10 protein-coding genes are annotated in these 14,362 nt (G+C 54.1%); 5 read left to right on the forward strand and 5 right to left on the reverse strand.

Going from position 1 to position 14,362, the window contains the following annotated elements; all coding sequences use genetic code 11:
* The first annotated feature begins 302 nt into the window (after nt 1-302).
* A complete protein-coding gene (locus EJP87_RS07550; RefSeq protein WP_130471254.1) occupies nt 303-2,750 on the forward strand; it encodes a DNA internalization-related competence protein ComEC/Rec2 in 2,448 nt (815 codons plus the stop codon).
* Nucleotides 2,751-2,768: 18 nt separating this feature from the next.
* Here EJP87_RS07550 and EJP87_RS07555 read toward each other — a convergent pair whose 3' ends face one another.
* Entirely contained in the window at nt 2,769-3,047 is a 279-nt protein-coding gene (locus EJP87_RS07555) for a hypothetical protein (RefSeq protein ID WP_130471255.1), read from the reverse strand.
* 204 nt (nt 3,048-3,251) lie between these two features.
* Nucleotides 3,252-3,833, reverse strand: coding sequence for a hypothetical protein (locus tag EJP87_RS07560; RefSeq protein WP_130471256.1), 582 nt, complete (start codon nt 3,831-3,833; stop codon nt 3,252-3,254).
* 270 nt (nt 3,834-4,103) lie between these two features.
* On the opposite strand from EJP87_RS07560, the gene fba reads away from it, so the two are divergent.
* The 4 genes from fba to EJP87_RS07580 all read left to right on the forward strand — a co-directional run bounded on the left by fba (nt 4,104) and on the right by EJP87_RS07580 (nt 8,993).
* Nucleotides 4,104-5,171, forward strand: a complete 1,068-nt coding sequence (fba, locus tag EJP87_RS07565; protein WP_130471257.1) for a class II fructose-bisphosphate aldolase — start codon at nt 4,104-4,106, stop codon at nt 5,169-5,171.
* A complete protein-coding gene (locus EJP87_RS07570) occupies nt 5,168-6,877 on the forward strand; it encodes a caspase family protein (protein ID WP_130471258.1) in 1,710 nt (569 codons plus the stop codon). The genes fba and EJP87_RS07570 overlap by 4 nt, the downstream gene beginning before the upstream one ends.
* A complete protein-coding gene (locus tag EJP87_RS07575; RefSeq protein ID WP_130471259.1) occupies nt 6,878-7,837 on the forward strand; it encodes a formylglycine-generating enzyme family protein in 960 nt (319 codons plus the stop codon).
* Nucleotides 7,838-8,540: 703 nt separating this feature from the next.
* Nucleotides 8,541-8,993 (forward strand): 6-pyruvoyl trahydropterin synthase family protein, encoded by a 453-nt coding sequence (locus EJP87_RS07580; RefSeq protein ID WP_130471260.1) that lies wholly within the window; start codon nt 8,541-8,543, stop codon nt 8,991-8,993.
* A 390-nt stretch (nt 8,994-9,383) separates the two neighbouring features.
* Here EJP87_RS07580 and EJP87_RS07585 read toward each other — a convergent pair whose 3' ends face one another.
* The 3 genes from EJP87_RS07585 to EJP87_RS07595 form a co-directional block, all read right to left on the reverse strand.
* The gene (locus EJP87_RS07585; protein ID WP_130471261.1) at nt 9,384-12,107 is read right to left on the reverse strand and encodes a methyl-accepting chemotaxis protein; all 2,724 of its coding nucleotides are present in this window, start codon (nt 12,105-12,107) and stop codon (nt 9,384-9,386) included.
* A gap of 152 nt (nt 12,108-12,259) precedes the next feature.
* A complete protein-coding gene (locus tag EJP87_RS07590) occupies nt 12,260-12,817 on the reverse strand; it encodes a hypothetical protein (protein WP_130471262.1) in 558 nt (185 codons plus the stop codon).
* Nucleotides 12,817-14,118: a nucleoside recognition domain-containing protein gene (locus EJP87_RS07595; RefSeq protein ID WP_130471263.1), complete on the reverse strand. Its 1,302-nt coding sequence runs from the start codon at nt 14,116-14,118 to the stop codon at nt 12,817-12,819. Before EJP87_RS07595 ends, EJP87_RS07590 begins: the two co-directional genes overlap by 1 nt.
* Between the last annotated feature and the right edge of the window lie 244 nt (nt 14,119-14,362).

Consider the following 14,362-nt stretch of genomic DNA (forward strand, 5'->3'; position numbering starts at 1 on the left):
GCCATTTTTCACTTGCACGCCACACTTTCCACGAATCAAACGATCTTGGACAGGATGGTTGCGACTCTAAAGTTCAGGTTGATATAATTTCAATCTCATGTTCGATCTGGAGAGCTGTTGATTACAAAAGCTTCTGTGCCAGATAGTAATACAAAACCCTTGCCGCACAACAAGCTACTGCTATACAGAAAGCATGGAATGGCTGCTCTTTTTTACTGCACCTTTGCATTCTGCTGCAGAATGATTACTCTCTTCTCACCTCGGCTAGACTCTATTCCTTATCGTCACGCATTCACCCAACCATGCTCTCCTCTGCCACCACCACCGATGTTCCGCAGACTCCCCTTTCTGGAGTGGCAGTCGCCCTGTTGTGGCAGATCGCCGCCATCACCCTGCTTTCGGCCCAACAGAGCACAGAGTGGACCCTGATCACTCTGGCAGCCCTTGCAGTGGCTCTCCTCGCCTCTCTGCTCTACCATCGTCAGGGCAATAACCAAACAGCCGCTCTTCTGGGTCTGCTCTTGGGCGCCTGCAGCATGCTGCTCCAGTATTGGCCTACCCCTACCCTGCCCGCAGCATTGATCAATCAACCCATCACCCTGGAAGCACAAATCAGCGAACGCCAGGATCGACCCGACTCGCTGCAACTGCAACTGGAACAGGGAGTGGCCACCTTGCAAAACCAGGCTCAGGCAGCGCCCATCCCCATTCCAGGAATCATCCAAATAACCCTGCATCCGCCAGAACCCCTCGCTGCCTTGCCCGGAGATCGTATCGCTCTTTCCACCCGCCTGAAACCTGCCCATTCTGCCCACAATCCCGGAGGATTTGATTATGGCCACTATCTGCAACAACAGGGGATAAGCTGCACGGGATCCAGTTATCAAGAGGTGGAACTGCTCGGCACCGACAAACAATGGAGCTGGAACCGCTATCGACAACAGCTCTCTTTTTGGCTTGCCGAGCAGCTCCCAGAGAGCAAGCGCGGATTGCTCGAAGCCTTGATGGTCGGTAAAACAGGCTATATCGACGAAACCTTGAATGAAGAGCTGCAGGTCTCTGGAACCTATCATCTGGTGGCCATCTCCGGGCTGCAGGTCGGATTGGTGAGCGCTTGGTCCCTCTTTCTCTTGCGGCGCCTGGCAATCTGTATTCTTCCCCTGTCCGAACGCTGGGATATGAAACAACCGGCTGCGTTGCTGGCCATTCTGCCCACCATCGCCTATGCCTATCTGGCGGGTTGGTCGGTCTCTACCCAACGAGCCACCGGGATGATGATCTGTTATCTGCTCGCCCTGGCCATGGGCCGCAGCCGCCAGATTTGGCGTATCCTCATTCTCTCGGCGATAGTGATTCTCTGTTGGCAACCAGGACAACTGTTTACCGCCGGATTTCAGCTCTCCTATCTCTCCGTAGTCGGTTTACTGTTTTTCATGCCCTTTTTTGAACGCGGCAACGGCTGGCGCAAACATCTGCTATTGTTGCTGATGAGCAGCGTGGTCGCCTCCATAGTCACCACCCCCCTGACCGCACACTATTTTCATCGCTTCTCCCCCTACAGCCTTCTGGCCAACCTGCCTGCCGTTCCTTGGGTCAGTTTTATCTCCACCCCACTGGGCTTGTTGGCCATGCTGCTGCATGAGATTCCTGGTCAAGCTGCCAACCAACTGCTGCAGTGGATGAACCTCTCTCTGGAGCCATACCGCCTCCTTCTCACCTGGATCAACAGCTTGCCTGGGGCCTGGCAACGTCTCGCCGGTCCACCCTTGGCCGCCCTGCTGCTCTGGATTGCTCTTTCTGCCGCGGCCGCTCTTCTGCTGCAGCAGCGCTGGCGCCGCACCGCTGGCAGCCTCTTTATACTCTCCTGGCTGCTACTGGCTTGGCCGCGCAGCACCCCTCCTGCCGGACAACTGCATCTGGCGGTCTTGGATGTCGGACAAGCACAATCGGTATTGCTGCACACACCCAATGGCGGCTGGAGCGCTATGGATGTGGGCGGTTTTCTCTCCCCGCGTTTTAATCCCGGTGAAGCCTTCACCTCCTCTTATCTCTGGCACAGGGGAGCAAACGCCCTGCAGCGCGTCATCATCAGCCATCCGCAATTGGACCATTTTGCTGGTGCCGAACAACTGCTGCGCAACTTTCCAGTCCAGGAGTTATGGGTCGGTGATTTTCCGCAAGCAGAGGAGGAGAATCTGCTCTATCGCTCGCTGCTGGTGCGGGCCAAGGAGTTGAAAGTACAGGTGCGCCATCTGCACCAGCCTTATCATGTCACGGAAGGAGGGGTAGATATTGCCGTTTTGCCCCCGTTGACCGGGGAGCTTGCCCGCAACGATAACGACAGCTCTTTGGTGGTGGAGATCAGCTATCAAAAAGCACGCTTTCTGGTACCAGGAGATGCCACCACACGCACGGAAAAGTGGCTGCTTGCCCAACAGCAGATACGCCCACTCACCCTTTTGCTGGCCCCGCATCATGGCAGCAAAAGCTCCAGTTCACCGGCATTTGTGCAGGCGAGTCAAGCGCAACATGTGGTTTTCAGTGCCGGACGATTTAACAGTTACCACCATCCGCATCCACAGGTGGTGGAACGGTGGCAAAAAGCAGCGGCGCAACTGTGGCGGACAGATCAACAAGGGGCGATTATGATTCAGAGTGACGGCTTGCAGACTCAGGTGACAACTCTTGCCCAAGCAGAGCCACTGTTGCGTCGCTGGTTGACCCTCTTCCAGGGAAAGGAAGAGAGGTAACACAGGAGCAGAAAAATATTATTTGCCTGCCAAATCCTGCAAGGCACTCAGGCAGGGCAGAGCCGTTGCACCATGGGCACCGGCACAGGCAGTCACAGACTCCTCTTCGCCGGCATTCAGGCGCTCAACCATCTCGATGGCGGCTCCCAAATCTTGAATACCCTCCAAAAGACACTCACCCACCACAGGATGATCTACCCGGCAGACGCTGAAACCGCTTTCGCCGATCTCCACCTGCGCCACCTCGCACAAGGGTGTTGTTTCTGTTGTTGTCTGATTGTTTTCGGCATTGGACATGGAGCTTCTCCTGTCAATCTCTTGGTTGAGAAAGCCCGGTATGTGCTCTTTTTCTGTCAACATCACTGTTGCCAACAACCGGGCTGGTCAATTTATACACTCTGTTGCATGGTTATTATATAGCATATTCCAGCGCTCTATGCAATATGAACCTGTTGTCTCCATCTATATCAACATATGGTAATAGTTTAATTTTCTGTATTGTCAGAGGCGCAGCAAGAGATTTTGCTGTTGTTTGCGTGGCGGGAAAGATTGATTAAATTCTGCTTTCATGGCCGACAGCACCTCAAAAAAGGCACCCGCTTCCGGCAACAAGGCACGCAGTTGTATTGGCTCATGGGGCGAATGAACGGTGATATGATGATTACAACCGGCCAATCCGGTTGCCAGACGCAATGCTTCCAGTTGCATAGATGGCTCCTCTCCAAGATCGATGGCAATTTTTTTTATACCCCAGCCGGGCACCAGCTCCGGCCAGCAAGGATGCGACAGAGTCAGGGTCAAATCGCTGTCGCGAATCAAACGGCCCAACGTCGCCAATCCCGCTGCCACAAAGGGCGAAGCCGACGGTGGCGCCGGGGCAGCCAGTTTTTGCTGCATATGGGCGCAATAGGCCCGCTCTCCCGGTGGCCAGGCGCTAAAATCATGCTGCAACAAATGTGTGGCCTCGCCCAGACAAAACAGATGCACACGGCTAGCCTGCCAACTCTGACTCTGCCACATGGAAGAGCAAGCCTCAGGAAGGGTTGCTCGGCTCAAAATCATGGTCAAGGTAGCTTCGTGCATCGCTTGCTCCTCCCGACGACAGGCGCTGCTGGCCATTTTTGGCAAGCAAGCGTTGCTAGCACAAGCAGTGCCAGTTCTCAAACACCTCTCCCTCGTCAACCAACTCCCTCTTGTTTAGCGGCAAGTACAGTATGAAACGGTGAGAATGTGCGCCAGGGAAGGGTATTGCGCAGGGATTTCTCTTGACAATTTCAAACAGTTTGTCCAAATTCGCCTGGGGTGTTGTTGCTTATCCCGCTGGGGTTGGTATTATGCGCAAGGAGATTGATCATGCCATTGGTATCAATGCGGCAATTGCTGGATCATGCCGCAGAGCAGGATTACGGCATTCCTGCATTTAACGTCAATAATATGGAACAGGTGCGGGCGATTATGCGCGCCGCTGCCGATACCGAAAGTCCGGTTATTTTGCAAGCCTCGGCCGGAGCGCGCGATTATGCTGGCGAGCCTTTTTTGCGTCATCAGATTCTGGCAGCTCTGGAGGTCTATCCCCAGATTCCTATCGTCATGCACCAGGATCATGGCCAATCTCCCGCCGTTTGTGTCCAGGCCATCCGCAGTGGTTTTACCAGTGTGATGATGGATGGCTCGCTGCGCGAAGATGGTAAAACAGCCGCCAATTATGAATATAATGTGCAGGTTACCGCGCATGTTGTCACCATTGCCCATGCCATCGGCGTCTCTGTAGAGGGTGAACTGGGTGTTCTTGGCTCCCTGGAGAGTGGCTTGGCTGGCAAAGAGGATGGCCATGGTGCAGAGGGCAAACTGGAGCGTGAGCGTTTGCTTACCGATCCAGAGGAGGCAGCCCGCTTTGTGCAGGCCACCCAGGTGGATGCTTTGGCGATAGCCATTGGCACATCGCATGGCGCCTATAAATTCAGCCGCAAACCGACTGGCGATATCCTGGCCATCGACCGCATCAAAGAGATTCATGAACGTATTCCCAACACCCATTTGGTGATGCACGGCTCCTCTTCAGTACCGCAAGAGCTGTTGGCGATTATCAACGAATTTGGCGGCGCCATTCCGGAGACTTATGGAGTACCGGTGGAAGAGCTGATTACCGGCATTCGTCATGGGGTGCGTAAAATCAATATAGATACCGATTTGCGTTTGGCCATGACCGCGGCCATTCGTCAACATTTTGCCAAAAACGCCAAAAACTTTGACCCACGCAAATATCTGCGTCCGGCAGAGGATGCGGCCTATCGCATCTGCAAGGAGCGTTTTGAGCAGTTTGCCACGGCGGGCAAGGCGGGATTGATTCGTCCGCTTGCTCTGGAAGAGATGGCCAAACGTTATGCTGCCGGCCAACTGGCACCACAGGTTCAATCGTGAAAGCTCTGACGCACACTGTGCATACCACTTGCCGCCTTTCTGGCGGCTGGCGGCTCTTGATTTGCCTGTTGGGGCTGCTGTTGAGCGCGCTGCCTGTCGGGCAAGCCCAGGCCATTGGTGAATATTCCAACCCCTGTATCGTGGCACGCGAGATGGCGATTAAAGCGGTTGCCATCTATGAACGGGATGCTGATCAGGGCATTGCCGCCATGAATAACGCGGCCAGCCTCTGTTCCAGCGATCCAGGCATCGCTTTTAATCTTGGTCTTGCCTACTATATGGCGGGCAATTCCGAACGTGCAGAGGCGGTATGGGACAGCCTCAATCTGATGTCAGGAGCTTCTGAGGCTGCCAATCGGGAAAAAGCTTTGGCCAATCTGGCTTGGCTCAAATTTGAGCTGGGCAAGGATAAAGAGTCTTTGCAACTGGCCAATGAAGGTTTGCAACATTTTCCCAGCAACTGGTCTTTGGCACACTCCAAAATTTATTCTTTGTTTCGCTTGGGGCGCTATTTGGAGGCATATGATTGGCTGACCCGATCCGGTTTAACCGGTGTGCGTGCCAGTCAGTGGCAAAACCAGGCTGCTGAATATGTGGTAGAGACCTTATGGCGCAAGTTTCGTGAATGTTTGCGGCCACAAAAGGGCAAACCGTGTGAACATGACGGACAGTTGCCGGCCATTCGCCAGGCCATCAACCTGTTGATCAAAGAATACCCACAGGACACCCATTTTATCGAGGCCAAGGATCGTCTGCTGGGAGCCTATCTGGACAAAGAGGCCGATCAGCCCTATCCCATCGACCTGCCGCACGAAATCTGGAAAAAAACTGGGGTAATGGATGATCAATCTCCTCTGTTGGATGAGACGATTCAGGCTGTTCCGCCCATTGCAGCCTGGGAAAAGCGTGAGGATGCCTATGCGGTGATTGTGGGCATCAACCGGTATCAGCATCTGCGTGCGCGTCATTTTGCCGAGCGCGATGCACGCCATATGCAGCGGATCTTGGTACAGCGTGGCATCTTCAAAAACGATGTGGACCATGTGCGCATGCGCATTGATCAAGAGGCGAGTTTGAGCACGATTCGCGATGATCTGCAGTGGTTGGTTCGCCAAGGTCAACTCAATCCTGGGGCGGTTTTATTGTTCTATTTTGCCGGTTGGGGTGCACCTTTGCCGGGTGAAGAGGGCATGGCGGATGCGCTGTTGTTGCCGGTGGAGAGTCGGCCAGAAGGGATCAACCCACAAGCTGCTCTCTCATTAGCCTCTTTGCAGGAGTCGCTCAATCGTTTGAAAAACGTACAGGCGGCTGTGATTATTGATAGTTGTTTTAACGAGAATGCGGCATGTTCCCAGCATGGTCGTGCCGCTGCAGCTTCGGATAAAAATAGTTCCCTCTCGGGTACAGCTCTGCAGCCGGGTGCTGAAAAAAAAGAGGCTGCGGAATTTTTCCAGGGGCGTGCTTCTTGGTTATTGGCCTCCTTGCGTCAGCCGGCCACACTCTATTCTCCTGGACGACAGGGCAGTTTGACCTATTTTCTGCTCAAAGGATTATTGGGTGAAGCGGATGGTCAGGATCAGGTTGCTGATGGCTGGGTAGATTTGACTGAGGCCTTTCAGTATGTACAAAAACAGCTACCCAACAGTGATGTATTTCTATCCAAACCGCTCAAGATGCGCCTGAGCAAAAGCAAGGGAGAGAGATAGGTGTTGCGATACACATCATCTGCGCCTATGCGCCGCAGAGCTGCTGGATGGAGCAGCTTCGCTCTATTTGCTCTGTTGTTTGGTTGGGTCTCTTCGGCAGGGGCCTTTATGATCAAAGAGTGGGATGAGCTATCCACAACGGTCAAGTCGCAGTTGGCGCCAGTAGATGTGCAGCCTGGCAAACCGTGGCGGGAACCCTTGAGTGGCATCACCTTTATCTGGATCCCAGGAGGCTGTTTCAAAATGGGTTCGCCACCCAATGCCGAAGGACGGGATGCCGATGAAGAACCGATTCATCAAGTCTGTTTATCGGGATTTTGGTTAGGTGAGCGTGAGGTAACCCAGCAGCAGTGGCAACGGGTAATGTTGCACAATCCTTCGCAGTTGCACCATGAGGTGCTTGGGCAAAAGGATGAGGCATTTCCGGTGGAAGGGGTTTCGCGCATGGATATAGAGGAGTATCTAACCAAATTAAACAGCAATTTACAGGGCATCGTAACCCTCTCTTTACCGACAGAGGCGCAGTGGGAATATGCCTGTCGCAATGGTGGTGAAAAGGTGACTTTGCCTGGTTATGCGCAGGCGGATCAGTTGGCATGGTATCGTGGCAACAGCAATCGCACTACGCAAATGACTGGCACACGCAATCCCAATCGTTTCGGTTTGTATGACATGAGCGGCAATGTTTGGGAGTGGGTGAAGGACAGCTATGAGCAGGGCAGTTACAGTCAGCATGAGGCCAATGATCCGTTATTTGTCAGTGACTCCTCCTTTTCGGTGATTCGTGGTGGTGGTTGGAAGGATGCTCCTGATGCGTTGCGTTGCGCCAATCGTGGTTTTGAGCGTTATAGTAACAAACGTGCAGATTTAGGGTTACGTTTGGCGGCCATGGTGGATGTCAAACCGTTAGAGAGTGGCAAAGGAAACAAGCGGGTGAGTCGTCCCAAGATGCCGTTTTGATTGATGGATTGTAACTATTCACACCCAAAATAATTGCGGGTCCAGGGAGGGCACCTCCCTGGTGGAGTCCAGAGGCAAAGCCTCTGGGGTACGGTTTTTTGCTTTTGGCGCGCTTTGCACAACTGGCCGACACGCTTTTTGCGTCGGCTTAAGCGCCTAATGGGAGCAAGCTGTGCGGAATGGCACGCATTTTTGCGCCAATCCGCACAGCATCCCCATGGGGGTAGAGTTGGCAAGCCAGAACAAAGCTGAATAGTTACTTGATTTTTTGCTTTTGGCGCGGTTTTTTTCGCCTATGGGCTCATCATCCCCATAAGGGGCAAGCTTGTTGCGACCTCTGCTCTGTTTTCCTACTCCCTATTCCCTTCTGGATGGGCAGCACACAGAGAGCTCGCTGACACACGGCATCGCGCTTCCATCCTCTACTCCTTACCTTTCCGCAGCGTTGCCTGCATGCCAAACTGTGCATGTCGGGCGTCCGCCCTCCCAAGGCGTGCCCCTCCGGGGCACAAATTAAGGCGCGCTGCGCAGATTTGCTACGCAAATCTGCTTCGGATAAAGCGCGCCAGATATGCAGGGCTTTGCCCTGCACCCACCAGGAGGGGATTATCCCCTCCTGGACCTCCTTAATAATTTTACTGATTAAACAGATAGATAAATAGACAAATAAATAAAATAAACAAATGAATCGGAAAAGCAATACATGAAAATCTGCCGCCAATTCAAATTTGAAGCCGCCCACCGCCTCGCCTTCCACGACGGCCGCTGCCAACGCATGCACGGACACTCCTACCGCCTGGAACTCACTTTTCAAGGCAACGTGCAAAAAATCCACCCCAATAACCCACAATCCGGCTTCGTCGTAGACTTCGGACGCCTGGAACAAATCATCAATAACGAATTGATCGACCGCTACCTCGACCACTTCGTCCTCGAAGAAAGCGTCCCGGAACTACCCTATAGCTCCGCCGAGTTTTTGGCCGCCTGGATCGTCGCCTGGTGCATACGCCACCTGGAAGGACGCACAGAAATGGGCAACATGCGCATCGCAACCGCCCGCCTGTGGGAAACTGTCCATGCCTGGGCAGAAGCCGATCGACAAGATGCAGAAACCCTCTTCCCCATCGAACCCAATGCCGAAGAACGCTACTGCTGACTCAAAACAAACTAAATGAAATAGCTAACTTACCTAAACAACAATGCACACGCAGTCCGGCAACAAACGCTCACCTCTCTGAAACCCGGCTGCACCTTGACCCCTGCTCCATAAACAATTAAACATAAATTGCAAGAAGCTGTGCAGGTGTGTGCTGGCTCGCCAGTCTACCCCCATGGGGATGCTGTGTGCATTGGCGCAAAAAAAGCGCGCCAATCCGCACAGCTTGCTTCCATTAGGCGCGCTGCGCCGACGCAAAAAGCGCGTCGGCTTGTTGTGAAAAGCGCGCCAAAGGCAAAAAATTAAAAGCAAAATCCCAGGGATTCCATCCCTGGACCCGGCCAGGGAGGTGCCCTCCCTGGACCCGCAATTGCTTTGAGTGGTGAATAATCAGGACATGAACAACTGATCCAACAACTGAAACAGCTCGGCACGCAAACGATCAAACTCAGTGAGTCGCTTGAGCGCCTCCTCCTGCTTTTTGTTCTGCACCAAAGTGACTACCTCACGGGCCGTATCATGCACCTGTAAATGAATACGCCCCAGCTCGGCAAATACCGGCAGATGGGCAAAACGCCGTTCGCCCTCCGAATAATACCATTTGCCCAACGCACAATCCCGCCCACTGGTCACCTCCTCAGGCTTCATCACCATGCGTCCGCCAATAATCTGATGCAAACGGAACAACCAATCCAAATGGGCCTTTTTCACCTTGGCCAGATCAAATGCCGCCTCTTCAATCGTCAAACCGGAACGAGCCCTCTCCAAAGCCCGACATGCCTCCATGACCATGCCATTCATCTGCCCATCCATGTGCACCGAGTCATCCATTAAATTGACCAACATCAAAGACTCTTCACCCAACTGCTTGACCCGTACCGTCTCCTGATAGAGCTTCTCTCCCAAATCGCGCACCGAGAGTGCCCCCTGGTTGGCAAAACGAATCGCCCGCTCCGTCTCCTGCGCAGAACGAGCCACCTCCGATACCGACCGGGCAATCTCTACACTGCCTGAAGAGACCTCATTGGTGGAACGGGCCACCTCTTGTGCCGCCAACTCCATCTCATCAGCACTGCGCGTCACCTCCTGGGCTGCACCTGACACCCCAGCCATCGCCGAAGAGATATTGCGCACCAAATCATCCTGACCTTGCACCGCAGTCAGAATCTCATCGTTCAAACGCGACACCCCATCGATAATGGTCACCACCTCGCTGACTACCGTTTCCACCGCCCCAGAGCTTCTCTGAATCTCCTCCACCCGCTGCTGAATCAAACGGGTTGCCTCCGAAGATTGCCGCGCCAACGCCTTCACCTCGTTGGCAACTACCGCAAACCCCTTGCCAGCAGCCCCCGCCCCTGCCGCCTCAATGGAGGCATTCAAAGCCAGCAAATTGGTCTGATCGGCAATGCTGCGAATTACCGTGATCACCTTGCCAATCTCTCTGGTGGCATGCGCCAACTGCTTTAACACCTCACGGGTACCCAAAGCCTGCTTGCCCGCCCGCTCCGACTCCCGCCGGGCATCCTCGCTGCAATGACGCACATTCTCCTGGGACTGCAACATCTGCTGCATGTTATCCGATACTTCCTGCACCGCATCACGCATCTGCCCCAAATTGCGGTTTACCCCCTCAATCAGAGCGGTCATCTCCGTGGCCGCCGAGGCAACCGTCACCACATTGTTCGAGGTTTCATCAGTGGCTGCAGCAATGGTCCCCATATTATTGGACAACTGCTCCCCGCGTTGACGAATCTCCTCCAAAGCCTGCCCCACCTGTTGCAGGCCATCGCGCATCGCGGTAATCCGTTCATCCACCCGATTGTTGGCATCAGCCACCTGATTGACCGCATCGCGAATCCCCTTGGCATCACTGCTTAAACGCTCCTTGATTGCCGTCGAGGTCTCCACCACCGCCAACAAGGTGCCACCCTCACGGGCAATACCTCGCATCAACGCTGCCAAATCGCGCGCCATCCCCACCATGGCACCATAAATCCCCCCGCCCACATCCTTTTGGCTACCCACCAACAGATTGCCCTGCGCCACCTCCTGCACCATGCTCATCACCGACGAGGGCTCACCTCCCACCTGTCCCAACACCTCGCGTGAGATCACCACCCCCAACCAGGATGCACCTAACGTCATCAACAACGTCATGGATAAATAAAGCCAAAAATCGATCTGCGCCTCGCGGGCCATGGCCTCAGCACGCTGCATCAGCAGCTCACTGACCCGCTCTTCACTCGCCCGCAACAGATCAATACGCCTGGTCGAGGTCTGAAACCACTCCGCTGCATCCACACCCAACTTTTCGCCGCTGTTCAACTGCCCATTGGTGGACAACGCCTTTTCCCGCATCGTCACCACCTGTTGGAAAGCCTCCTCCTGCATGCGCCGCTGCAAATTTTCCCGCTCCTCCGGAACCAGAATCAAAAAGCGCTGCAACGACTCCTCCTGACGCGCCGCCAATACCGACAACTGCCGATAAACTCCAGGCGCAAAAGCATTGCGCGCAAAAGTATTCGACAACATCGCCCGCTCTTGACCCGCCTGCTCCTTGCCAATCACCAAATGCACAAAACCCTCGGCAAGAAAGCGGACTTTACCCCGCGCCAGCTTGGCAACCCCCTCCATGGCCTGCAACAAGGTTTGGTTGATGTTGGTATAATATTGAAAAACCACATGCCATTCGACACGCAACCCCTCTACATCCTGGCGCACGCCACCCAACTGCTTTAACTGCTGCAAGGCGTTTTCCATGCTTTGCCGGGATTCGTTGTCAAAAAGCGTTTTATCGAAGCTCTGCCAATGCTCCTGCAAATGACCCAGACGACGATCACCCTCTTTGCGCTGCGGCAGCAGATTCTCGCGAAATTTACTGCCTTTGCTGCCGACAAAACCGACACTCATACCGCGCTCTTTTTGCACCTCATGCACCAGGGCCCCCACCTGCCCGGCCAATTCAGCAATTTCACGCACTTGTGTCATGCGTATCTGGGTATTATAGCCATCCCAAATGCGCCAGCCACCAAACCAAATCAGTCCCCACAAAGGGACCAAGAGCATGATCAAAAATTTTGTTCTTAATTTTAATCGGATAAATAAGGCCATTCCCCTCGCCTCCGCTCAATCAATTTCTTTTACCACCCTAAAACGGAATCAATCACTGTAAAATTTCCTTTGCCCGCACGCAAGGTCCACGACGAGACAGATTACAATATATTCAATAATTTCGTATATTATCATAATGTAACAAAAAATGACTAACGAATAATCTCCAGCGCCTGCAAATGACGATACTCGCTCTCAAAATAGTGGTCCAAATAATCGGCCAATTGTACTGCCGTTGGTAACCGCATAGGCTGTTTGCGTATATCACCAAATATATCTTGCAAGACATATTGGGCAATGCGTAAAAAACCCTCTTCTCGGATGTTGTCGCTTAACCAGGCATAGAGGGCGAGATGGCGCTCCAAGCGCGCCACCATTTTTGCTCCTGCTCTGTCGCTCTGCAGCAAGGAGTGCCGTAACAGGCGCAATAATCCTGCCGCATAGAGGGGTTGCGTCTCTTGTAAAGCCTGCTGCCAGACAAAGAGATGCAGCGACGCATAATGGCGACCAGCCCGCCGACGCCGCCACCATTGCCAAGGGTGCAAGGTCAACAATTGATAAAAACTCTCGGGCACCTCTGCCGTCAACAAGCCCATTTGTTGTTGCAGCAGGAGGGCTTGCCGCACCTCCTGGCGACGTGCCAGATTATGCAGCCACTCCTGTTGCAAAGCGGCGGCAGAAGGCCAGGGCTCCCCCACCAACAGATCCATCAGCGCTCCCCGAACAAAAAGGCACAAATCCACACAGCCGCCGCCAGGCCAGCCAGATCGGCAAGCAATGCTGCCGCCAAGGTATGACGCAAGCGCTGTACCTGTACCGCACCCATATAGACAGCCAGGACATAGAAGGTGGTCTCTGTCGAGCCTTGGATGGTACTGACCAGCATGCCGATATAGCTGTCTGGACCTATGGCCGGATCCTGCATAATGGCGGTCATCAGACCATAGGCCCCGGAACCGGAAAAGGGACGCAACAGGGCCATCGGCAGGGCTTCGGCGGGCAGACCCAATGGGGTAGTCAACGGTGCCAGCACCATCACCAAGCCATTCATCGCCCCACTGCTGCGAAACATGGCCACCGCCACCAAAATAGCCACCAAATAGGGAATAATGCGTACCGCCGTCTCAAACCCCTCCTTGGCGCCCTCAACAAACACCTCATACACACGCACGCCACGCCACAAACCAAATCCCAAAAAACCAATGACCAACCCCGGCAAAACCCATACAGAAAACTGCTTGCCGTAGAGAATGGTCACCGGCACAAAAGCCAACAGAGCCAAGAGAGCCAAGCGGGAGACCCAGGGCGGATAGCCCGCATCAATCTCCGGCAACAGTGCTGCCGCCTGTTCAGGCACAGGCTCTGTAGTGGCTGAGGCAACACTCTGTTTTGTTTCGGGCAAGGCTGTGACCCAGCGCTGCAACAAACGGGCGGCAGGCACGGCAACCAAAGTGGCGCACAGCGTCGCAAACAGGGTAGTAGACAAGATGGCCGCCGGCTCACGCGACCCCAACGCCGCACGTACTGCAATCACGCTGCTGGGCACCAAGGTGATACTGGCGGTATTGAGGGCCACAAACAGCGCCATGGCATTGGTTGCTGTTCCTGGCAGAGGATTGAGACGATTCAGCTCGTGCATGGCGCGAATACCGAAGGGGGTAGCGGCGTTGCCCAAGCCCAAAGCATTGGCTGCCAGATTGAGAATCATCGCCCCCATGGCCGGATGTTCGGCGGGCACATCGGGAAAAAGGCGCACCATCAGCGGTCGGATCAAGCGGGCCAGAATGGTCAACAAGCCACCGCGCTCTGCCACCTTCATCAAACCCAAAAAGAGCGCCATGCTGCCGATCAAACCGATGGCCAGGCTCACCGAGGCACTGGCGGCATCCATCATCGCTTTGCTCAACAACTGCATGGGTGCCAAACCATCCCCCTGGGGCAACCAATGCCACTGCTGCCAAGCCGTAGAGAGAAAACCCAACAAGACAAGGGCAAAAAACAGATAGTTCATCACTGACTCCGCCACCAAGCAAAACGGGCTGGCATTAGGTTATGCCAGCCCGTCGCAATAATCAGAAAAATAGCATAACTATTCAGCACCAAAAACAATTGGGGGTCCAGGGATGGAATCCCTGGGATTTTGCTTTTAATCTTTGTAACTATTCACTACCCAAAACAACTGCGGGTCCAGGGAGGGCACCTCCCTGGCCGGGTCCAGGGATGGAATCCCTGGGATTTTGCTTTTAATCTTTTGC

This window comes from Candidatus Magnetaquicoccus inordinatus (genome assembly GCF_004217665.1).
GTDB lineage: Bacteria > Pseudomonadota > Magnetococcia > Magnetococcales > Magnetaquicoccaceae > Magnetaquicoccus > Magnetaquicoccus inordinatus.

Bases quoted from the DNA above. Each gene is read 5' to 3' on its own strand.
- EJP87_RS07550 (WP_130471254.1), top strand. From the start codon at position 303: ATGCTCTCCTCTGCCACCACCACCGATGTTCCGCAGACTCCCCTTTCT.
- EJP87_RS07555 (WP_130471255.1), bottom strand. From the start codon at position 3,047: ATGTCCAATGCCGAAAACAATCAGACAACAACAGAAACAACACCCTTG.
- EJP87_RS07560 (WP_130471256.1), bottom strand. From the start codon at position 3,833: ATGCACGAAGCTACCTTGACCATGATTTTGAGCCGAGCAACCCTTCCT.
- fba (WP_130471257.1), top strand. From the start codon at position 4,104: ATGCCATTGGTATCAATGCGGCAATTGCTGGATCATGCCGCAGAGCAG.
- EJP87_RS07580 (WP_130471260.1), top strand. From the start codon at position 8,541: ATGAAAATCTGCCGCCAATTCAAATTTGAAGCCGCCCACCGCCTCGCC.
- EJP87_RS07585 (WP_130471261.1), bottom strand. From the start codon at position 12,107: ATGGCCTTATTTATCCGATTAAAATTAAGAACAAAATTTTTGATCATG.
- EJP87_RS07590 (WP_130471262.1), bottom strand. From the start codon at position 12,817: ATGGATCTGTTGGTGGGGGAGCCCTGGCCTTCTGCCGCCGCTTTGCAA.
- EJP87_RS07595 (WP_130471263.1), bottom strand. From the start codon at position 14,118: ATGAACTATCTGTTTTTTGCCCTTGTCTTGTTGGGTTTTCTCTCTACG.